Here is a 21,408-nt window from a genome sequence, read left to right as displayed (position 1 = left end):
CCCGCTGCTCAATTGCGCCGAAGGCGCGAGACGGTGCCGCGGACAACCGAGCCGAACAGCCCGACGGCAGGCACCGGCGCCAGCCCCGGGCGAGCACCGGCGCCGGCACCAGCCGGCCTCAACCGCCGGGCCCCGTACCTCAACCGCCGGGCCCCGTACCGCAACCCGCCCCGCCCGGTAGGGTTCACCAGGTGAGTGCTCTCAATCTCGATGACTTCGTCGACCTGATCGAGCGCCCCGACGGGGGCATCCGGCGTGACGCCGAGGAGCGCCGTGAGCGGCTCGCGCTGCCGCCGGGCGCGCTCGGGCGGCTGGACGAGCTGGGCGAATGGCTCGCCGCCGCGCAGCAGCGGGTGCCGGTCAAGCCCGTCGAGCGGCCGCGCGTCATCCTCTTCGCAGGCGACCACGGCATCGCCGACCTCGGTGTCTCCGCCCGCCCCGCCGGGAGCGCCCACCGCCTGGTCCGCGCGGTGCTCGACGGCGAGAGCCCGGCCACCATCCTCGCCGCCCGCCTCGGCGCGTCCGTCCGGGTCATCGACATGGCGCTGGACTGCGACCCCGAGGAGCTCCCGGAGGAGGTCACCCGCCACCGCGTACGCCGCGGCTCCGGCCGGCTCGACGTCGAGGACGCGCTCACCCTGGACGAGGCCGAGCAGGCCTTCCGCACCGGGATGGCCATCGCCGACGAGGAGGCCGACTCCGGCGCCGACCTCCTCGTCCTCGGTGACCTCAGCGTCGGCGGCACGACCGCGGCGGCCACGCTGATCGCCGCGCTGTGCGGTACGGACGCGTCCGTGGTCACCGGCCGCGGCGGGGCCGCGATCGACGACCTCGCCTGGATGCGGAAGTGCGCCGCGATCCGCGACGGGCTGCGGCGGGCCCGCCCGGTGCTCGGCGATCAGCTCCAGCTGCTGGCCACGGTCGGCGGTGCCGACCTCGCCGCGATCACCGGATTCCTGCTGCAGAGCGCCGTGCGCCGCACCCCCGTGATCCTCGACGGCGTCGTCTCGGCGGCCTGCGCGCTGGTCGCCCAGCGGGTGGCGTTCCGCGCCCCCGACTGGTGGCTGGCCGGCCAGGCCAGCGGCGAACCCGGCCAGGAGAAGGCCCTCGACCGCATCGCCCTCACGCCGCTGCTCGACCATGGCGTCACGGTCGGGGAGGGCACGGGGGCGTTGCTCGCGTTGCCGCTGGTGCGGGCGGCGGCGGCGCTGCATGCGGAACTCCCGGAGCGCTCGGAAGGCTCCGAGGGCCCGGGGCCCTCGGAGACCCCGGCGGACGCCGAGGCCCCGGAGGCCCCGGAGGCCCCGGAGGCCCCGAAGACCAACGGCTAGGGGCGCCCGGGGGCGCGATACGCGGCTCCGCCGCGTGGCAGGGGCTCCGCCCCTGGACCCCGCTCCTCAAACGCCGGAGGGGCTGGATTGCGTGGGGTCTGGGGCGGAGCCCCACCACGCGGCGGAGCCGCATATTGATGCTGCGGGAAGGGACGGGGAGGGGCACAACCCGCCGCAGGCGGCACGAACCGTCGGGCATCCCCTACGTTCACGGCCTACCCGAAGGTCAGGACCACCAGGGCCACCGTGGCGGCCGTCTCCGCGAGCGCGCCGAAGACATCGCCGGTCACCCCGCCGAGCCGCCGCCGGCAGTGCTGCAGCAGGAGTTCGGCCGCCGCAAGCGCGGCCAGCGCGGCGAAGGCGTGCCGGACGACGGCGTACGGACCGAAGGGGACGGCCACCACCGCACAGCCGACCACCACCACCGCCGCCACCACACCGGCGGAACGCCACGGCACCGTGCCCGCGACCGCCGCGCCCAACCCCTCCGGCCGCGCCGCCGGAACGCCCACGCGGGCCGCGAGCGTCAGGGCGCAGCGCGCGGCGACACCGGCCACGGCCGCCCCGACCGCGCCGTGCGCCCAGCTCTGGCCGTAGAGCTGGGCCAGGGCCGCCACTTGGCCGAGCAGGACGAACAGCAGCGTGATCACGCCGAACGGCCCGATGTCCGAGCGCTTCATGATGCGCAGCGCGTCCTCGGCCGGTTTGCCACTGCCGAGCCCGTCCGCGGTGTCGGCGAGCCCGTCGAGATGGAGGCCGCGGGTCAGTACGGCGGGTATCGCGGCGGTGGCCACGGCCGCCAACAGCGCCCCACCGCCCAGGAACAGCAACACCCCACCCACCGCGGCAGCACACAGCCCCACGGTCAGCCCGGCCAACGGCGCGCTCAACATCCCCGCGTGCGCCGCCTCCCGGTCCCAGCGCGTGCCCCGTACGGGCAGCACCGTGAGCGTGCCGAAGGCGAAGCGGATTCCGTCGGCCCAGGGGGCACGTGGCGCGTGCGCGGGCGGCGGATCGTAGGCGGGGCGCGGCGGATGCCCGGGCCGGTCAGGGTGCTCCGACTCCTCGGAGGGCCCGGAGCTTTCCGCGCTCTCGGGCCGGGGCTCGGACTCGGGCCGGAGCTCGGGCCGAGGCTCGGACTCGGGCCGGAGCTCGGGCCGAGGCTCGGACTCGGGCCCGGCCTCCGGCGGGCGTGCGGACGGCTGCGCTTGCGACTGCGGCGGCTCCGGCGTGGTGTCCATCGCGCGGAAGGCTATCCCGGCCACCTCCATCCGGTAAGCCCGAGGGCGCACCCCTGTTGGGCCGAGCCGCGGGGTGTCGACCGAGGCGCCCCGGAGGCGAACCGAGCCTGAAAAAGACAGCAGGCATACGATGCGGAGGGGCGCGGCCTAAAACCCATATCGGCCGACGAACTATCGGAAGAGGGACCCGACCACTGTGACTGCTCTGACTCTCAGCACCTCGTCCGCCGCGGCACTGCGCGCGGACGCCGTCGTCGTCGGTGTGGCGAAGGGGGCCAAGGGCCCCGTCGTCGCCGCCGGCGCCGAGGCCGTGGACAAGGCGTTCGGCGGAAAGCTGGCCGCCGTTCTGGAGACGCTCGGCGCGACCGGCGCCGAGGGCGAGGTGACCAAGCTGCCCGCCGCGTCCGGCCTCAAGGCCCCGGTCGTGCTGGCGGTCGGGCTGGGCGACGTCCCGGCCAAGGACGACGGCTATGACGCCGAGACACTGCGCCGGGCCGCGGGGGCGGCCTCCCGCGCGCTGTCCGGTTCGAAGAAGGGCGCGTTCGCGCTGCCGATCGAGGACGTGGCGAGCGCCGCCGCCGTCGCCGAGGGCGCGCTGCTCGGGGCGTACACGTACGACAAGAGCAACGGCAACGGCAGCGCCAAGAACACCAAGAGCGCCAAGAACGCCGCGGACGACAAGAAGAACAACGGCCCGCTCGCCGAGGTCGCCCTGGTCGGTGGCAAGCCGCGCGACAAGGCGTACAAGGCGGCCGCCGAGCGCGCCACCGCCCTGGTCGAGGAGATCAACCGCGCCCGCGACCTGATCAACACCCCGTCCAACCTCCTCAACCCGGCCGACTTCGCCGCCGAGGCGGTCGCGGCCGCCAAGGAGCACGGTCTCAAGACCGAGGTGCTGGACGAGAAGGCGCTCAAGAAGGGCGGGTACGGCGGCATCCTCGGCGTGGGCCAGGGCTCGGAGGCCCCGCCGCGGCTGGTGCGGATCGCGTACACCCACCCCAAGGCGGAGAAGACGCTCGCCCTGGTCGGCAAGGGCATCACCTACGACTCGGGCGGCATCTCCCTCAAGCCGGCCGGTCACAACGAGACGATGAAGTGCGACATGAGCGGTGCCGCCGCCGTGTTCGCCACCGTCGTCGCCGCCGCCCGGCTGGGTCTGCGGGTCAACCTCACGGGCTGGCTGGCGCTGGCCGAGAACATGCCGTCGGGTTCGGCCACACGCCCCGGCGATGTGCTGTCGATGTACGGCGGTAAGACCGTCGAGGTGCTGAACACCGACGCCGAGGGCCGGCTGGTGCTCGCCGACGCGATCACCCGCGCCGGTGAGGAGAAGCCGGACGCGATCGTGGACGTGGCGACGCTGACCGGTGCGATGGTGCTCGCGCTGGGCAACCGCACGTTCGGGATCATGACGAACGACGAGGCCTTCCGCACCTCGCTGCACGAGATCGCGGAGGAGGCCGGTGAGCAGTCCTGGCCGATGCCGCTGCCCACCCACCTGCGCAAGGGCATCGACTCGCCGGTCGCCGATCTGGCGAACATGGGCGAGCGCATGGGTGGCGGTCTGGTGGCCGGCATCTTCCTGAAGGAGTTCGTGGCGGACGGGATCACCTGGGGCCACCTGGACATCGCGGGTCCGGCCTTCAACGAGTCCGGTCCGTTCGGCTACACCCCCAAGGGCGGCACGGGGGCCGCGGTCCGCACCCTGGTGCGGCTGGCCGAGCGCGCCGCCGACGGCGACCTCGGCTGAGCCGAGCGCAACACAGCGACGCAGCGGCGCAGCACCACCACAGCGACGCGACGCAGCACTACACCGCAGAACCGCAACGCAGCACCGCGCCGCAACGCAGCGGCGCCCCGCGACAACGCATCGCGACCGCCGGCCCCTAGGGCCGAAAGTCCCGTCGATTTCGCCCTCAACGAAATCGACGGGGCTCCGCGTTCCGGATACGCAGGAGTAACCCCTGAACTGGGGTCTGGAGATTTCTCACACAGCGGCCCCGCGTCCCGTCCCCTCCCAACAAGTGCGAAGATGTTGTCCCGGCAGGACAGGGCCCCCGACACCAGGGCCGCCGACGCAAGAAGCGGCCGAATACACACGCCGCCCGGCCGACCAAGGCCGGCCCCGGCGCACCATGCATGGAGGACGTGACGTGGCGAACGACGCCAGCACCGTTTTCGACCTAGTGATCCTCGGAGGCGGTAGCGGCGGTTACGCCGCTGCCCTGCGCGCGGCGCAGCTGGGTCTGGACGTCGCCCTGATCGAGAAGGACAAGCTGGGCGGCACCTGTCTGCACCGTGGCTGCATCCCCACCAAGGCTCTGCTGCACGCCGGTGAGCTCGCCGACCAGGCCCGTGAGGGCTCGGAATTCGGCGTGAAGACCACCTTCGAGGGCATCGACATCGAGGGTGTGCACAAGTACAAGGACGGCGTGGTCTCGGGCCTGTACAAGGGTCTGCAGGGTCTGATCGCCTCCCGCAAGGTCACCTATGTGACGGGTGAGGGCCGGCTGTCCTCCCCGACCTCTGTCGATGTGAACGGCGAGCGTTACACCGGCCGCCACATCCTGCTGGCCACCGGTTCGGTGCCCAAGTCCCTTCCCGGCCTGGAGATCGACGGCAACCGCGTCATCTCCTCCGATCACGCCCTGGTGCTGGACCGCGTGCCGAAGTCCGCGGTCGTGCTGGGCGGCGGCGTCATCGGCGTCGAGTTCGCCTCCGCGTGGAAGTCCTTCGGGGCCGACATCACCATCGTCGAGGCGCTTCCCCACCTCGTCCCGGTCGAGGACGAGAGCAGTTCCAAGCTGCTGGAGCGCGCCTTCCGCAAGCGCGGCATCAACTTCTCCCTCGGCTCCCGCTTCTCCGGCGTCGAGTACACCGCCGACGGCGTCAAGGTCTCGCTGGAGAACGGCAAGACCTTCGAGGCCGAGCTGCTGCTGGTGGCCGTCGGCCGGGGCCCGGTCTCGCAGGGCCTGGGCTACGAGGAGGCCGGGGTCGCCATGGACCGCGGCTATGTCCTGGTCGACGAGTACATGCGGACCAACGTGCCGACCATCTCCGCCGTCGGTGACCTGGTCCCCACCCTTCAGCTGGCCCACGTCGGCTTCGCCGAGGGCATGCTGGTGGCCGAGCGGCTGGCGGGCCAGAACCCCGTTCCGATCGACTACGACGGCGTGCCGCGGGTGACCTACTGCCACCCCGAGGTCGCCTCCGTCGGCATCACCGAGGCCAAGGCCAAGGAGCTGTACGGTGCGGACAAGGTCGTCGCCCTGAAGTACAACCTCGCGGGCAACGGCAAGAGCAAGATCCTCAAGACCGCGGGCGAGATCAAGCTCGTGCAGGTACGGGACGGTGCCGTCGTCGGCGTCCACATGGTCGGTGACCGGATGGGCGAGCAGGTGGGCGAGGCTCAGCTGATCTACAACTGGGAGGCGCTGCCCGCCGAGGTCGCGCAGCTCGTCCACGCCCACCCCACTCAGAACGAGGCGCTCGGCGAGGCCCACCTGGCCCTGGCCGGCAAGCCGCTGCACTCCCACGACTGATCATCCCGAGCGCGAACCATCCGCAAAGATCGTTAAGGAGCAACCGAACACCATGGCGGTTTCCGTAACCCTGCCGGCGCTCGGCGAGAGCGTGACCGAGGGCACCGTCACCCGCTGGCTCAAGGCCGAAGGTGAGCGCGTCGAGGCCGACGAGCCCCTGCTCGAGGTGTCGACCGACAAGGTCGACACCGAGATCCCGGCCCCTTCGGCCGGTGTGCTGACGTCCATCAAGGTGGCCGAGGACGAGACGGTCGAGGTCGGCGCCGAGCTGGCCGTTATCGACGACGGTGGCGCGGCTCCGGCCGAGGCCCCCGCCCCCGCGGCCGAGCCCGCTCCGGCGGCTCAGCCCGAGCCCGCCCCGGCGCCCGCCGCCGAGGCCCCTGCCCCCGCACCCGCCCCTGCCGCCGCCGCTCCGGCCGGTGGCGCCGAGGGCACCGATGTGGTTCTGCCCGCGCTGGGCGAGTCGGTGACCGAGGGCACCGTGACCCGCTGGCTCAAGGAGGTCGGCGAGTCCGTCGAGGCCGATGAGCCGCTGCTCGAGGTCTCCACCGACAAGGTCGACACCGAGATCCCGGCCCCGGTCGCGGGCACCCTGCTGGAGATCCTGGTCGGCGAGGACGAGACCGCCGAGGTCGGCGCCAAGCTCGCCGTGATCGGTGCCGCCGGCGCCGCTCCGGCCGCCGCGCCCGCCCCGGCCGCCCCGGCCCCCGAGCCGGTCCAGGAGGCCCCGGCGCCCGCCCCGGCCCCGCAGGCCCCGAGCGCCCCCGCGCCGCAGGCCGTCACCCCGGAGCCGGTCGCTCCCGAGCCGGCGCCGGCCGCTCCGGCGCCCGCCCCGGCTCCGGCGGCGGCTCCGGCCGCCCCCGCTCCCGCGGCCCCCGAGGCCGAGGGCGCCTACGTCACCCCGCTGGTGCGCAAGCTGGCCGCCGAGAACAACGTGGACCTGTCCACCGTCAAGGGCACCGGCGTCGGCGGCCGCGTCCGCAAGCAGGACGTCATCGCCGCCGCGGAGGCCGCCAAGGCCGCCGCCCAGGCCCAGGCCGCCCCGGCCGCCGCCGCGCCGAAGGCCGCCCCGCAGGCGGCGTCCCCGCTGCGTGGCCAGACCATCAAGATGCCGCGGATGCGCAAGGTCATCGGCGACAACATGATGAAGGCCCTGCACGAGCAGGCGCAGCTGACCAGCGTGGTCGAGGTGGATGTCACCAAGGTCATGCGGCTGCGCGCGCAGGCCAAGGACGCGTTCGCGCAGCGCGAGGGCGTCAAGCTCTCGCCGATGCCGTTCTTCGTGAAGGCCGCCGTCCAGGCGCTGAAGGCCCACCCGGCCGTCAACGCCCGGATCAACGACGACGGCACCATCACCTACTTCGACGTGGAGAACGTCGGTATCGCGGTGGACGCCGAGAAGGGCCTGATGACCCCGGTCATCAAGAACGCGGGTGACCTCAACATCGCCGGTATCGCCAAGAAGACGGCGGAGCTGGCGGGCAAGGTCCGCTCCAACAAGATCACCCCGGACGAGGTGTCCGGCGCCACCTTCACGATCAGCAACACCGGCTCGCGCGGTGCGCTGTTCGACACGATCATCGTGCCCCCGAACCAGGTCGCCATCCTGGGCATCGGCGCGACCGTCAAGCGCCCGGTGGTCATCGACCACCCGGAGCTGGGCGAGACCATCGCGGTGCGCAACATGACGTACGTGGCGCTCTCCTACGACCACCGCCTGGTGGACGGTGCCGACGCGGCCCGTTACCTGACGGCCGTCAAGGAGATCCTGGAGACCGGTGAGTTCGAGGTGGACCTCGGTCTCTGAGCCCTCCGAGGATCCCTCCGAGGCATTGCCGCGCCCCGCACGGGCTTTCCGTGCGGGGCGCGGTTTTCGTTACCGCAGTGCCGGGATAATGGCTACTGTTCACCGCTGGTTCTAAGGAGTTCCCCATGGCCGCGCCCGTCGTCCACTCGCTGCGCGAACAGATCCGCGAGCACATCGTGGAGGGCATCGTCAGCGGCCGCTGGAAGCCGGGCGAGCGGATCGTGGAGCGCAGGATCGCCACGGAGCTGGAGGTCAGCCAGACGCCCGTACGGGAGGCGCTGCGGGAGCTGGAGTCGCTGCGGCTGATCGAGTCGGTTCCCAACAAGGGCGTCCGGGTCCGGAATCTGACCGCCTCCGACCTGGAGGAGATCTATCCGGTTCGGGCCGGGCTGGAGCAGATCGCGGCGGAGCTGGCCGCGCCCGTGCTGGCCGAGGACACCTCCGCCCTGGAGCCCGAGGTGCGGGGGCTGTACGAGGCGGACCGCACGGCCGACGCGGAGGCGCAGGTGCGGCACACCGTGGCGTTCCACCGCGAGCTGGTGCGGGCGTCGGGCAACAGCGTGCTGCTGCACACCTGGGAGTCGCTGGGCATCGAGATCTGGACGACGCTGTCGATCCGCTGGCTGGGCACCGTCCAGGAGTCGTACGCCGAGGAGCACCAGGCGGTGGTGGACGCCTTCAAGCGGCGGGACCCGAGGGTCGGCGAACTGGTCAAGGAACATGTCCTCGGCTGTGCACCGCGTGCCTAGTTTCGCGGCACGGAATGCCAATTTCGCCTTACGGAGCACTTTTTCCTTGGCAGAGCTTTGATCGATCATCGATCAGACCTACAGTCTGTTTCATGACCGATCTCGCACGCACGCGGCCGAGTGCGCTCGACCAGCTTCCCGACCGTGACCCCGAGGAGACCGCCGAATGGGGCGCCTCCCTGGACGCCGTCGCGCAGGCGGCCGGGTCACACCGCGCCTCGTATCTCATGCGCCGCACCCTGGAGCGCGCCGAGAGCACCGGGCTCGCCCTGCCGCCCCTGCTGGAGTCGGACTACGTCAACACCATCCCGACCGCCGCCGAGCCCGCGTTCCCGGGCGACGAGGCCATGGAGAGCCGCATCACCGCCTGGAACCGGTGGAACGCGGCGGCGATGGTCACCCGCGGCAGCCGTGACGGCCTCGGCGGTCACATCGCCACTTTCGCCTCCGCCGCCTGGCTCTACGAGACGGGCTTCCAGCACTTCTTCCGCGGCAAGGAGGCGGACGGCAGCGGCGACCAGCTCTACATCCAGGGCCACGCCTCCCCCGGCATCTACGCCCGCGCCTTCCTCGACGGACGGCTGACCGAACACCACCTGGACCACTTCCGCCGCGAGGCGGGCGGGGAGGGGCTGCCGTCCTATCCGCATCCGCGGCGGATGCCGTGGCTGTGGGAGTTCCCCACCGTCTCGATGGGGATCGGCCCGATCTCCGCGATCTACCAGGCCCGCTTCAACCGCTATCTGGCGGCGCGCGGCATCAAGGACACCGCGAACTCCCACGTCTGGGCCTTCCTGGGCGACGGCGAGATGGACGAGCCGGAGTCGACGGCCGCCCTGGCGCTGGCCGGGCGCGAGGGCCTGGACAACCTCACCTTCGTCATCAACTGCAATCTGCAGCGGCTCGACGGCCCGGTGCGCGCCAACTTCAAGATCGTGCAGGAGCTGGAGGCCCAGTTCCGCGCGGCGGGCTGGAACGTGGTCAAGTCGCTGTGGGGCTCCGCCTGGGACGAGCTGTTCGCGCTGGACACCTCGGGCGCGTTGGTCCGCCGGCTGCGCGAGGTCCCCGACGGCCAGTTCCAGACGTACGCGACCCGTGACGCCGCCTACATCCGCGAGCACTTCTTCGGCGCCGAGCCGGAGCTGGCCCGGCTGGCCCAGCAGCTCACGGACGCCAAGCTCACCGAGTGCTTCCACACCTCGCGCGCGGGCCATGAGCCGCGCAAGGTGTACGCGGCCTACCGCGCCGCCATGGAGCACAAGGGCGCCCCGACCGTGGTGCTCGCCCAGACCGTCAAGGGCTGGACGCTGGGCCCCGGCTTCGAGTCGCGCAACGCCAACCACCAGATGAAGAAGCTGACCGGCAAGGAGTTCCGCGCCATGCGGGACCTCCTCGAACTCCCCATCCCGGACAGCAAGCTGGACGACGGCCTCGTCCCCTACGTCCACCCCGGCCCCGACTCCCCCGAGGTCCGCTACCTCCAGGAGCGCCGCGCGGCCCTCGGCGGCCCCGCCCCGGCCCGCAAGGTCCACGCGGTGGCCCTGCCCGAGCCGTCCGCGAAGCCGTTCGAGGCGCTCGCCAAGGGCTCCGGCAGCCAGGAGATCGCCACCACCATGGCCTTCGTCCGGCTGGTCAAGGACCTGATGCGGGACAAGGAGACGGGGCGGCGCTGGGTGCCGATCGTGCCGGACGAGGCGCGGACCTTCGGCATGGAGTCGCTCTTCCCCACCGCCGGGATCTACTCCCCGCTCGGCCAGACCTACGACCCGGTCGACCGCGATCAGCTCCTGTACTACAAGGAAGCGCAGAACGGTCAGATCCTCAACGAGGGGATCACCGAGGCCGGTTCGATGGCCGACTTCACCGCCGCCGCGACGTCGTACGCGACCCACGGCGAGCCGATGATTCCCTTCTACATCTTCTACTCGATGTTCGGCTGGCAGCGCACCGCCGACCAGATGTGGGCGCTCGCCGACCAGCTCGGCCGCGGCTTCCTCATCGGCGCCACCGCCGGCCGTACGACGATGACCGGCGAGGGCCTGCAGCACGCCGACGGCCACTCCCCGCTGATCGCCTCCACCAACCCGGCGGCGCTCGCCTACGACCCGGCGTTCGCGTACGAGATCGGCGTGATCGTGCGGGAGGGTCTGCGGCGGATGTACGGCCCCGAGGCCGAGGACGTCTTCTACTACCTGACCGTCTACAACGAGACCAAGGTCCAGCCGCCGATGCCTGCGGGCGAAGGCGTCGAGGAGGGCATCCTCAAGGGCCTGTACCGCTACCAGGAGGCCACGGCCCCGGCCGAGGACTCCCCCCGCATCCAGCTCCTCGCCTCCGGCACCGCCATCCACTGGGCGCTGGAGGCCCAGAAACTCCTCGCCGACGACTGGGGCGTGGCCGCCGACGTGTGGTCCGCCACCTCCTGGAGCGAGCTGCGCCGTGACGCCCTGTCCTGTGACGCGGCGCAGCTCAGTGGCGAAGACCGGGTCCCGTACGTCACCCGTGCCCTGGCAGGCGCACCGGGCCCGGTCCTCGCCGTCAGCGACTGGATGCGTGCGGTCCCCGACCAGATCAGCCAGTGGGTCGAGCAGGACTGGTACTCGCTGGGCACGGACGGCTTCGGCCTCTCCGACACCCGCGAGGCCGCCCGGCGCCACTTCGGCGTGGACGCCCCGGCCATCGTGGTGGCCGCGCTGTCCCGGCTGGCCCGGCAGGGCGTCGTACGGACCACCGCGCCCAAGGAGGCCGCGGAGCGGTACGGCATCTGACGACGCCGGCGCAGGGGCCCGGGCCACGCGGCCCGGGCCCCTGCGCGCGCGCTGCCGCCGCGCGGTCAGCCACCGTTCCAGCCCCTCCGGCGTTCCCCGAATCCAGCCCCTCCGGCGTTCAGCCCGTATCCAGCCCCTCCGGCGTTTGAGGAGCGGGGTCCGGGGCGGAGCCCCGGCGGGGGCCGGGGCCGGGCCCCCACGCGGCGGAGCCGCATCTCGTCAGGTGCCGGGAAGGGGCGGGTAGGGGAAGACCCGCCGGACACCCGGGGCCCCCGCCCCCGAGCCGCCGCTCCCGCGCGGCACCCGGCCGACGGGCCGCGCACGACGATCCGCCGCCCGCCCGCAGCGCACGGCATCATGGGGCCGTGCGTGCTGCCCGGCTCATCAAGATGGTGCTTCTGCTCCAGGCTCGCCCCTCGATCACGGGGGCCGAGCTGGCACGTGAGCTGGAGGTCTCGGAGCGCACCGTGACCCGGGACGCCGCCGCGCTCTCCGAGGCGGGGATCCCGGTCTACGCGGACCGGGGCCGGGCCGGTGGCTACCGGCTCATCGGCGGCTACCGCACCCGGCTGACCGGCCTCGGGAGGACCGAGGCCGAGGCGCTGTTCCTCTCCGGCGTCCCCTCCGCGCTGCGCGAGATGGGGCTCGCGGACGCCGCCTCCGCCGCCCGGCTGAAGGTGTCCGCCGCGCTGCTCCCGGAGCTGCGGGACGCCTCCCACACGGTGGCCCAGCGGTTCCATCTCGACGCCCCGGGCTGGTGGCGGGAGCCGGAGGCGCCGGAGCTGCTGCCGAGGATCGCCGACGCGGTCTGGGACGATCTGCGGATCACCGTGCGCTACCGGCGCCGGGACGCGGAGGTCCGGCGGGAGCTCGAACCGTACGGGCTCGTGCTCAAGGCGGGCGTCTGGTACCTCGCGGCCCGCACGGAGGGCGGCTTCCGGGTGTACCGGGTGGATCGCTTCACGGCCGTCGAACCGGACGGCACCCACTTCGTCCGGGACGAGGACTTCGACCTGCCCGGCTTCTGGGGGGAGCGGGCCGATCAGTTCGCCCGCTCGATCCTGCGGGAGAAGGCCGTCGTACGGCTGACCCCGGCCGGTGCCCGGGCGCTGCCGCATGTCACGGACCGGACGGCGGCCGAGGAGGCCGTACGCGAGGCCGGGGAGCCGGACGGGCAGGGGCGGCTCACCATCACCCTGCCCGTCGAGTCGTACGAGGTCGCCCTCGCCCAGCTGCTCGGGCTCGGCCCGGAGGCGGAGGTGCTGGGGCCGCCGGAGCTGCGCGCGCTCTTCGCCGAGACGGCGCGCCGCACGGCGGAGCGCTACGAGTGACCGCAGTGCGCTGCGGGCGCCCGCGGCGCTCTACCGGTGGTGGCCGCGCGCCCCGCTCGTAGAGCCGCCTCCAACAGCACCCCCGTCCGTAGAGCGCCGAGACGTCGCCCCGGACTCCGCCGAGCGCGGCCTCGGTACGGCGCCGAGCCATTGCCCGGGACGCCGGGCCCGGCCCCGGCAAGGCTCCGTGCCCTCGCCCTCGCGCTCGCCCTCGCGCTCGCCCTCGAGCTACCGGTAGTCGGCGGCCGTGCCCGCCTTGCCTCCGAAGACCACGTCCCGGAAGTAGCCGAGGACATCCGGCCGGGAGCCGTCCCGATCGGTGAAGCCGTAGACCTTGGCCAGCTCCCCGCTGAAGACGGACTTCCCGTTCCAGCGCGCCCGGTCCGGGTCGGCGGCGAGCGCGGCGACCGCCCGTCCGACGAAGTACGGCGACTCGGCGATGGCGAAGTGCGGCTCCCCCTCCACCGCGTCGCGCCAGTTCTCCTCCGTCACCCCGAAGTGGTCCAGCATCTGCTCGGAGCGCAGAAAGCCCGGCGAGACGCTCACCGCCGTGCCGTCGAACTCCTTCAGCTCCTCCGCGAGCCCGAAGGCCGTGCGGATCGGGGCGTTCTTGGCGAGGTCGTAGAAGAGGTTCTCGCGGTAGGTCTTGTTGAACTCCTCGTTGCCGTCGGTCACCTCGACCACCAGCCCGCCCGGGTGCCGGATCAGCAGCGGCAGCGCGTAGTAGCTGGTGATGAGGTGGGTCTCGACGCCGAGCCGGAGCATCCGCAGCCCGCCCGCGAGATTGGTCTCCCAGCTCTTCTTACCGAACTCGATCAGCGCCTCACCGCCCCATACGTCGTTGACCAGGACGTCCAGCCGGCCCTGCTCCCGGTCGATCCGCTCCACCAGCGCCCGGACCCGCTCGGGCTCCAGATGGTCGGTCGGCACCGCGATGCCCGTGCCGCCCGCGGCCGTGATCAGCTCCGCCGTCTCCTCGATGGTCTCCGTGGCCCGCCCCACCTCGCTGACGCTCTCCCGTGTGGTGCGGCCCGTCGCGTAGACGGTGGCCCCGGCCGCCCCCAGTTCGACGGCCATCGCCCGGCCCGCGCCGCGCGTCGCCCCCGCGACGAGCGCGATCCTGCCCGCCAGTGCGCCCTGTGTGCTCACGTCCCTATGTCCTCTCGGTGCGGATGCCCTGTGGGTGACCCGGGTTGATCCGGTTCGAACCATGTTGATCCGGGTTGAGCCGGGTTGACCCGGGTCGGCCCAGGTCGACCTTGGCAGGGAAATACGACACCCGCTGTCGGGTATGACGAAGCGGCCGCATCCGGCGCGTTCCGCGTGCGGGGGTGCGCGGGAGGGCCGATCCTGGTCCCGTGATGATGGACGAGGTCCCGTGATGATGGACGAAACGGAGTTCTGGGGGCTGGTCGACAGCGCTCGGGAGGTCGCGGACGGCGACCCCGAGGACCAGTCCGACCTGCTCGTCGACCAGCTGTCACAACTCGACCCCGACGCGGTGCTGGACTTCGCCCGGCACTTCGAGGCCCGCTCCAACCGGGCGTACCGCTGGGATGTGTGGGGCGCCGCCTGGGTGCTGCTCGGCGGGGTCAGCGACGACGCCTTCGAGGCGTTCCGCTTCTGGCTGATCGGCCAGGGCCGGGAGATCTTCGAGGGGGCGCTGCACGATCCGGACGCGCTCGCCGACCTGCTCGAGGACTTCGATGAGCAGGTGGACGGCGACTGCGAGGACCTGGGGTACGCGGCGGACGAGGCGTATGAGCGGCTGACCGGGGCGCCCCTGCCGGAGCTGGGGATCTCCCCCGCACCCCGGGAACCGATCGGGGAGCCCCTGGACTTCGAGAGCGAGGCGGTGCTGGCGGAGCGGTATCCCCGGCTGTGGGAGCGCTTCAGGGGCTGATCCTCGCCAGCGCCTCACCAGCCTCTCAGCGGTCCAGTTCTCAGCGATCCAGTTCTCAGTGGTCCAGCGAGCGCCCCATCAGCACGTCGTCCACGTACTCCCCCGCCAGCAGGAACTCCCCCGGCAGCACGCCTTCCACCGCGAACCCCTCCGACGCGTACAGCCGCCGTGCCGGGGCGTTGTGGCCCAGCACCCGCAGGGTGATGCGGGTCGCGCCCTGCCGCCGCGCCTCCTCCTGCGCGGCGCCGAGCAGCGCCCGTGCCACGCCCTTGCCCCGCGTCCGCTCGTCCACCGCGAGCCCCTGGATCTGGCGGACATGCGCGTTGCAGGCCAGCGGGGTCGACGGCACGAGCCGTATATAGCCGACGGGGCATCCGCCGAGCTCGGCCACGAGGATGTGCTCGACGCGGTTGTGCTGGGTGAAGAAGGGGTCGTACGGCGGCTGCGGCTTGGGCTGTACGGAATGCAGCACCGACCAGGTGCTGCGGTCCAGCTCGGCCAGCGCCGTCTCGTCGTCGAGCACGGCGGGGCGGATGATCAACTCGGGCTGCCGGGACGCCTGGGGTCGGCCGGAGGGTTGAGGCAGACCGGACGCCCGAGGCAAGCCGGACGGCTGGGGCGGGCCGGAGGGCTGGGACATGCGAGTCACTGTGCCACGCCCGCCTGTTGTCCGACATCCCTCCCGTGATCGAGGGCAGGATGGGGCCATGCGTATCGCGGTCACCGGCTCCTCCGGGCTCATCGGCACGGCACTCGTCCGCTCGCTGCACGAGGACGGCCACCAGGTGGTGCGCCTGGTGCGGCGTCCGCCGCAAGCAGCGGACGAGGTGGAGTGGGACCCGAAGCGGGAGTGGGTGGACACCAAGGGGCTGATGGGCTGTGAGGCCGTGGTCCATCTCGCGGGCGCGGGGGTCGGCGACCGGCGCTGGACCGACGCGTACAAGAAGGAGATCCGGGACAGCCGGGTGCTGGGCACCGCCGCCCTCGCCGAGGCGATCGCCTCGCTGGACACCCCGCCGCGGGTGCTGGTGAGCGGAAGCGCGGTCGGGTTCTACGGTGACACCGGGGAGCGCGCGGTCGATGAGAGTGCGCCCCCCGGCCACGGTTTTCTTCCGGATCTCTGCCAGGACTGGGAGGAGGCGGCGGCCGCGGCACAGGAGGCGGGCGTCCGTACGGTCTTCACCCGGACCGGGCTGGTGATCTCCGCCGAGGGCGGGGCGTGGGGGCGGCTCTTCCCGTTGTTCAAGCTGGGCCTCGGCGGGCGGATGGGCAGCGGCCGGCAGTACTGGAGCTTCATCTCGCTGCGGGACCATGTCGCCGCGCTGCGCCACATCCTCGACACGCCCGAGCTCACCGGCCCGGTCAACCTCACCGCGCCGGCGCCGGTCACCAACCGCGAGATCACGGCGGCGATGGGCCGCGTGCTGCGCCGCCCCACGCTCTTCACGGTCCCCGCGCCCGCCCTGCGGATCGCCCTGGGCGAGATGTCCGGTGACGTCCTCGGCAGCGTCCGGGCCATCCCCCGCCGCCTCCTGGACTCCGGCTTCACCTTCACCCACCCGCATGTGGACGAGGCCATCAAGGCGGCGCTGCCGTAGGAGAGTTGGCGCCCCTCGACGCCCCTCGACGCCCCTCGCACTCCCCCGGTCGCGCATCACTCGATGACGTGTGCGACCGGTGTGCGCCCGTGCCCGGTCGATGCGCGTCTGGCATCGACCGTTTTTGTCCGTACTGTCAAGACCGTCTCGCGAGCCGTCACGCGGGACCCACGTATCCGGGCCGCCGGCCGGGGCAGCAGCCCCTGTGACGGACGCACCGACCTCGGGGAGGACACGTGCTCAAGCGCGCGCACCGCACGGATGTCGTCATCGTCGGCGCCGGGCTCGCGGGGCTGGCCGCGGCTCATCGGCTGACCGACGCGGGAGTGGCGGTCACGGTACTCGAGGCCGCGCCCCGCGTGGGCGGACGAATGACGACCGACACCGTCGACGGCTTCCGGCTGGACCGGACCGGTCACCTGATGAACACCTCCTTCCCGGAGCTGCGGCGCACTCCGGGGCTCGGCGCCCTCGCCCTGCGCCCCTTCGCCCAAGGAGTGCTGGTCCACAACGAGGGGCGTACGCACCGGGTGGACACCCCCCGGAGCATGAGGGGCGCATTCACCTCGGCACGCGCCCTCGCCAACGCCGCCCGCGCGCCGCTCGGCAGCGGGCTCGACCAGGCCCGACTCGGTGCCGCGCTCGGCAGGCTCGCCGCCCTGCCCGCGGACCGCCTGCTCGCCCGCCCCGACCGGCCGGTCTCCGAGACCCTGGGGGGGCGGGGCCTACCTGCTCGTACGGTCGAGGGGGTGCTGCGTCCGCTGCTCGTCTCGCTGCTGAGCGACCCGGACCTCACCACCTCCAGCCGCTGCGCCGACCTCGCGCTGCGCGGCTACGCACGCGGCCGCCTCTGCCTTCCGGCGGGCGGCGCGTCCACCGTCCCCGAGCTGCTCGCGGCCGCGCTGCCGCCGGGGACGGTCCGTACGGGCGTCCGGGCCGTATCGGCCTCCACCACCGCCGTCGCCACCGCCGAACACGGCGAGATCGGCTGCCGTGCGGTGCTGGTGGCCACCGGTGCGCACGACGCGGCCGAACTCCTGCCCGGGCTGCGGGTACCGGCCTTCCACCCGGTGACCGTGACGCACCACACCGCCGACCGGCCGCCGCTGAGCGAACCCGCGCTGATACTCGCCGCGGGCGGCCGGGGCCCGGTCGCCCACACGATGGTGGCCAGCGAGGTCGACCCCTCCCGCACCCCGCCCGGCCGGGTGCTGATCACCTCCACGGTGCTGGGCGCCTCGGCCGCCCTGCCCGCCGCCGAACTCGACCGGGCCGTCAGGGCCCAACTGGCGGCGGTGTACGGCACGTCGACCGCGGGCTGGGAGCTGCTGGCCACGCACCACGACCCGTACGCGGTCCCGGCCATGCCCGCCCCGCACGACCCGCGCCGCCCGGTGCGGCTGCTGTCGGGCCTGTACGTCTGCGGCGACCACCGGGACTCCAGCACGGTCCAGGGCGCCCTGGCCTCCGGCCGCCGGGCGGCCCGAGCGGTCCTCAGCGACTTCGGCGCCCCACCGGACGCCGGATCCGACACGACCGCCGGCAACACGGGCACCAACTCCGTCCCCGCGGCGGCGGCCTGAGCGGCGGCATGCGCGTCGGGACAGGGCACGGCTGAGGCTCCGGCTCCGGGCTCCGCAGCCTGCGGCCCGGGGCAAGGGGCACCCGCGGCTGCGGCTGCCTGACCGGCGGCATGCCTGCGGTGCACGGCGGCTCAGGCTCAGGCTCCGGGTTACGCGGCCTGGGGCAACGGGCACCCGCGGCGGCGGCGACCCGACGCCCCACAGCCTGCCGTGCGAGGCGGCTGAGGCCCAGGCCCCGGGTTACGCGGCCCGCGGCCCGCGGCAAGGGGCACCCGCGGCGGCGGCTGCCTGACCGGCGGCATGCCTGCGGTACACGACGGCTCAGGCTCAGGCTCCGGGTTACGCGGCCTGGGGCAACGGGCACCCGCGGCTGCGGCGACCCGACGCCCCGCAGCCTGCCGTGCACGACGGCTGAGGCCCAGGCCCCGGTCACGCGGCCTGGCGGCTCGCGGCCCGCGGCCCGCGGCCCGGGCAACGGCCACCGGCCGCCACGGTGACCTGACCCAGGGCATCTCTACGGTGCCCGGGGGCCGAGGCTCAGCCTCCGGGTCTCGCGGCTCGCGGCCCGGGGCAACGGGCACCCGCCGCCACAACTGCCTGACCCGCGAGCGATCCCGCGGTGGCCCAGCCACTGAGGCCCAGGTTCCCGTGACGGCTCGCGGCAGGGTGCGGCAGGGCAGAGACCGGCACCCGCGCCACGGCAGCCTGAGCGGCGTCCCCCCTGGGGTGCACGGCAGAGTGCAGGCTCGCTGGGCCCAGGCACCGTTTCGGCTCGCGGCCCGGGCACCCGGCACACACCACCGCCCGGCTGCCGCACGACGGGGGCCGGGCCTACTCACCCCCGGCGCGGCGCCGACGAGCGCGTGCCGCTCGACGGACCGCGCCCCGACGGACCGCGCCCCGACGGCCCGCGCCCCGACGGCCCGCCCCTCGGCGGCTACGCCCCACGTGGCGTACGCGTACGGCCACGCCCCACCTGGCGTACGCGTCAAGACGCCTCAGTGGCAGAGGGGTTGCGCGCCGCGCGGGCGGCGGCGGGCCCCGAGACCGCCGCGAGCACCGCACCCCCCAGGAAGCATCCGGCCGCGATCACGGCGGACAGCCGCATCCCGGCGTAGAAGGCGGAGCTCGCGGACGCCGCGGCGAGCGTCCCGAACAGCGCCACGCCGATGGCGCTGCCCAGCTGCCGCGCCGCGTTGAACGCGCCCGACGCCGCGCCGCGCACCTCGTGCGGCGCGGCCTCCATCGCCGCGATCGTCGCCGACGGCATGGTGAACGAGGTGCCGAACCCGGCCAGCAGCAGCGGCACGACCAGCAGCGCATACGGCGTATGCGGTCCCACGGCCGCCCAGCCGAGCAGCCCCACCGCCCCGGTCAACAGCCCGGCCACGGCCGGGACATGGGTGCCCACGCGCGCCGCGACCCGCCCGGACAGCGGCGAGGCGGCCGCGACCAGCGCGCCCATCGGCAGCAGCGCCAGACCGGTGGCGAGCGGGTCCCAGCCCCGGTGGCGCTGGAAGTAGAGGGTGGTGAGGAAGAGCAGCCCGTAGAAGCCGAGGTTGAGCAGCACCCCCACGGCCAGGGCGGCCGGGAACCGGAAGCCGGTCAGCAGCCGCGGCGGCAGCGCGGGCGCCGCCGCGCGCCGCTCCAGCCACAGGAACAGCGCCCCCGCGAGCGGCGCGGCCGCGAGGGCGCCGAGCACCAGCGGGTCGGTCCAGCCGCGCCCTCCCGCCTCGTTCAGCCCGGCCGTGAGGGCGGCCACCGCGATGACACCGGTGAGCTGGGCGGCGAGGTCCAGCGGCGGACGCTCCCCGCGCGGACGCGGGCGCGGGCGCCTGCCGGGCACATGACGGATGGTGAGCCAGACGGCGAGCACGCCCAGGGGGAGGTTGACGAGGAACACGGTCCGCCAGCCCACGCCCCACACCAGCACCCCGCCGAGCACCGGACCGGCCGCGGCGGCGACCCCCGCGATGCCACCCCACACCCCGAACGCCCTGGCGCGCGCGGCCGGTTCGGGGTGCAGCGCCCCGAGCAGCGCGAGCGAGGCGGGCACCATGGTCGCCGCCCCGGCCCCCTGCGCCAGCCGCGCGCCGACCAGAACGGCGGCGGTCGGCGCGAGCGCGCACCCGGCGGAGGCCACCGTGAACAGCCCGAGCCCGGCGAGGAACACCCGCCGATGGCCCAGCCGGTCCCCCAGCCCGCCACAGAACAGCAGCAGCCCGGCGAAGACCAGCGTGTACCCGTCCACGATCCACTGCAGCGCCCCCTGCCCGGCCGCCAGCCCGGCGCCGATGCGGGGCACGGCCACGTTGACGACGGTGACGTCGAGGATGACCAGGAAGTACCCGAGGCAGATCGCGAGCAACGGCACCCGCCGCACGGCGGCCGCCACGGGCGGAGCCGAGGATCCCGAGGTCCGATGCGTGGAGTGGTACGTCCTCATGCCTCCACCCTCGCCCCTGATCCCTTCGGCACAGCCCGAAGCGTGGCGTGCCCAGGCGCGCGCGGAACGGGGACGACGAACCGCATCGGACGCCCCCGGCCCGGCCCGGCCAGGTCCGGCCCGAAGCGCGTGCGCCCGCCGGAGGCACACGGCCCGCGGCCGGAGGCGCGTACGGCGAGGCGTCCAGCCCCAAGCGCGCAGCGCGAGGCCGTCCTCCGGCCGTATCGGCGAGGTGCGCGCGGGCGACCGCCCACGCTTCGTCCGCCGCCGAAACGACCTCGGCCTACGCTGGACGCATGGCCACCACCACGGACGCCCGTGACGCCGACATCGCCCGCGCCGCCGCCGCGATCGCCGATCCGTCTCGCGCCCGCGTTCTGCAGGCGCTGTTGGAGGGCCGCGCCCTGCCCGCGAGCGTGCTGGCCACCGAGGCCGGGGTCAGCGCCTCCACCGTGAGCGGGCATCTGGCCAAGTTGCTGGAGGCCGGGGTGGTGCGGGTCGAGCCGCACGGGCGGCACCGCTACTACCGGCTGACCGGCCCCGCCGTCGGCGAGGCCCTCGAGGCGCTGGCCCGGATCGCCCCGCCGCTACCGGTCACCTCGCTGCGCCAGAGCACCCACGCACACGCCCTGCGCCGGGCGCGTACCTGCTACGACCATGTCGCGGGCGCCCTCGGAGTGGCCCTGATGGCGGCGCTCCTGGAACGCGGGGTCCTGGAGGGCGGCGACGGACGCTTCCACCCCGAGGCGACGGAGAGCGACCGGCTCTCCGCCCCGGGCAACGACACCACGTACCGGCTGACGGACCCGGGGCGCGCGGAGCTGGCGGCGTTCGGCGTGGACGCGGACGGGCTCCCCGCGCGCCGCCCGCTGATCCGCTACTGCGTGGACTGGACCGAGCAGCGCCACCATCTGGCCGGGGCGCTGGGGGCCGCCCTGACGGACCGGCTGTTCGCGCTGGACTGGATCCGCCGTGGCAGCCGCCGCCGCGTGATCCACCTGACCGACGCGGGCCGCACCGGCCTGGAGCGCACCTTCGGCATCGTCGTGGACGCCTGACCACACCACACCCAGCCCAGGCACCGTACGCACGCCGGGACGCGCCGCCCC

15 protein-coding genes are annotated in these 21,408 nt (G+C 73.7%); 11 read left to right on the top strand and 4 right to left on the bottom strand.

What is annotated here, in order from left to right; all coding sequences use genetic code 11:
• Positions 1–191 precede the first annotated feature (191 nt).
• Positions 192–1,331 (top strand): nicotinate-nucleotide--dimethylbenzimidazole phosphoribosyltransferase, encoded by a 1,140-nt coding sequence (cobT, locus tag J8403_RS31040; protein WP_211126062.1) that lies wholly within the window; start codon positions 192–194, stop codon positions 1,329–1,331.
• Between the two features lie 215 nt (positions 1,332–1,546).
• On the opposite strand, the gene J8403_RS31035 is transcribed toward cobT, so the two are convergent.
• Positions 1,547–2,302, bottom strand: coding sequence for an adenosylcobinamide-GDP ribazoletransferase (locus J8403_RS31035; RefSeq protein WP_211128520.1), 756 nt, complete (start codon positions 2,300–2,302; stop codon positions 1,547–1,549).
• A gap of 466 nt (positions 2,303–2,768) precedes the next feature.
• Here J8403_RS31035 and J8403_RS31030 point away from each other — a divergent pair, with 466 nt between their 5' ends.
• The 6 genes from J8403_RS31030 to J8403_RS31005 all read left to right on the top strand — a co-directional run bounded on the left by J8403_RS31030 (position 2,769) and on the right by J8403_RS31005 (position 12,769).
• On the top strand, positions 2,769–4,322 hold the full coding sequence (locus J8403_RS31030) for a leucyl aminopeptidase (RefSeq protein WP_211126061.1): 1,554 nt from the start codon (positions 2,769–2,771) through the stop codon (positions 4,320–4,322).
• 403 nt (positions 4,323–4,725) lie between these two features.
• Positions 4,726–6,114, top strand: coding sequence for a dihydrolipoyl dehydrogenase (gene lpdA, locus J8403_RS31025; protein ID WP_014060097.1), 1,389 nt, complete (start codon positions 4,726–4,728; stop codon positions 6,112–6,114).
• Between the two features lie 52 nt (positions 6,115–6,166).
• Positions 6,167–7,921 (top strand): 2-oxoglutarate dehydrogenase, E2 component, dihydrolipoamide succinyltransferase, encoded by a 1,755-nt coding sequence (gene sucB / locus J8403_RS31020; RefSeq protein WP_211126060.1) that lies wholly within the window; start codon positions 6,167–6,169, stop codon positions 7,919–7,921.
• A gap of 125 nt (positions 7,922–8,046) precedes the next feature.
• Positions 8,047–8,670, top strand: a complete 624-nt coding sequence (locus tag J8403_RS31015; protein WP_211126059.1) for a GntR family transcriptional regulator — start codon at positions 8,047–8,049, stop codon at positions 8,668–8,670.
• Between the two features lie 92 nt (positions 8,671–8,762).
• A complete protein-coding gene (gene aceE, locus J8403_RS31010) occupies positions 8,763–11,438 on the top strand; it encodes a pyruvate dehydrogenase (acetyl-transferring), homodimeric type (protein WP_211126058.1) in 2,676 nt (891 codons plus the stop codon).
• Positions 11,439–11,803: 365 nt separating this feature from the next.
• Entirely contained in the window at positions 11,804–12,769 is a 966-nt protein-coding gene (locus J8403_RS31005; protein ID WP_211126057.1) for a helix-turn-helix transcriptional regulator, read from the top strand.
• Positions 12,770–12,997: 228 nt separating this feature from the next.
• On the opposite strand, the gene J8403_RS31000 is transcribed toward J8403_RS31005, so the two are convergent.
• Positions 12,998–13,918: an SDR family oxidoreductase gene (locus tag J8403_RS31000; RefSeq protein WP_211126056.1), complete on the bottom strand. Its 921-nt coding sequence runs from the start codon at positions 13,916–13,918 to the stop codon at positions 12,998–13,000.
• 232 nt (positions 13,919–14,150) lie between these two features.
• Between J8403_RS31000 and J8403_RS30995 the strand changes: the two genes are divergently transcribed.
• On the top strand, positions 14,151–14,672 hold the full coding sequence (locus J8403_RS30995) for a DUF4240 domain-containing protein (RefSeq protein ID WP_211126055.1): 522 nt from the start codon (positions 14,151–14,153) through the stop codon (positions 14,670–14,672).
• 55 nt (positions 14,673–14,727) lie between these two features.
• On the opposite strand, the gene J8403_RS30990 is transcribed toward J8403_RS30995, so the two are convergent.
• The gene (locus tag J8403_RS30990) at positions 14,728–15,321 is read right to left on the bottom strand and encodes a GNAT family N-acetyltransferase (RefSeq protein WP_425519843.1); all 594 of its coding nucleotides are present in this window, start codon (positions 15,319–15,321) and stop codon (positions 14,728–14,730) included.
• Between the two features lie 58 nt (positions 15,322–15,379).
• Here J8403_RS30990 and J8403_RS30985 point away from each other — a divergent pair, with 58 nt between their 5' ends.
• Together J8403_RS30985 and J8403_RS30980 are read left to right on the top strand one after the other, a co-directional pair.
• On the top strand, positions 15,380–16,270 hold the full coding sequence (locus J8403_RS30985; protein ID WP_211126054.1) for a TIGR01777 family oxidoreductase: 891 nt from the start codon (positions 15,380–15,382) through the stop codon (positions 16,268–16,270).
• Between the two features lie 236 nt (positions 16,271–16,506).
• Complete coding sequence (locus tag J8403_RS30980; RefSeq protein ID WP_211126053.1) at positions 16,507–17,853, top strand: NAD(P)/FAD-dependent oxidoreductase; 1,347 nt, start codon at positions 16,507–16,509, stop codon at positions 17,851–17,853.
• Positions 17,854–18,841: 988 nt separating this feature from the next.
• Here J8403_RS30980 and J8403_RS30975 read toward each other — a convergent pair.
• Positions 18,842–20,299, bottom strand: coding sequence for an MFS transporter (locus J8403_RS30975; protein ID WP_211126052.1), 1,458 nt, complete (start codon positions 20,297–20,299; stop codon positions 18,842–18,844).
• A 296-nt stretch (positions 20,300–20,595) separates the two neighbouring features.
• Here J8403_RS30975 and J8403_RS30970 point away from each other — a divergent pair, with 296 nt between their 5' ends.
• Positions 20,596–21,357, top strand: a complete 762-nt coding sequence (locus J8403_RS30970; RefSeq protein WP_211126051.1) for an ArsR/SmtB family transcription factor — start codon at positions 20,596–20,598, stop codon at positions 21,355–21,357.
• Positions 21,358–21,408 lie beyond the last annotated feature (51 nt).

Origin of the sequence: Streptomyces yatensis (genome assembly GCF_018069625.1) — a bacterium.
Lineage (GTDB): Bacteria > Actinomycetota > Actinomycetes > Streptomycetales > Streptomycetaceae > Streptomyces > Streptomyces yatensis.
The sequence above is the reverse complement of the archived record's forward strand: the minus strand, read 5'-3'. Positions and strand labels throughout refer to the sequence as shown.

Bases quoted from the DNA above. Each gene is read 5' to 3' on its own strand.
- sucB (WP_211126060.1), top strand. From the start codon at position 6,167: ATGGCGGTTTCCGTAACCCTGCCGGCGCTCGGCGAGAGCGTGACCGAG.
- J8403_RS31015 (WP_211126059.1), top strand. From the start codon at position 8,047: ATGGCCGCGCCCGTCGTCCACTCGCTGCGCGAACAGATCCGCGAGCAC.
- aceE (WP_211126058.1), top strand. From the start codon at position 8,763: ATGACCGATCTCGCACGCACGCGGCCGAGTGCGCTCGACCAGCTTCCC.
- J8403_RS30995 (WP_211126055.1), top strand. From the start codon at position 14,151: ATGATGGACGAAACGGAGTTCTGGGGGCTGGTCGACAGCGCTCGGGAG.
- J8403_RS30985 (WP_211126054.1), top strand. From the start codon at position 15,380: ATGCGTATCGCGGTCACCGGCTCCTCCGGGCTCATCGGCACGGCACTC.
- J8403_RS30975 (WP_211126052.1), bottom strand. From the start codon at position 20,299: ATGAGGACGTACCACTCCACGCATCGGACCTCGGGATCCTCGGCTCCG.
- J8403_RS30970 (WP_211126051.1), top strand. From the start codon at position 20,596: ATGGCCACCACCACGGACGCCCGTGACGCCGACATCGCCCGCGCCGCC.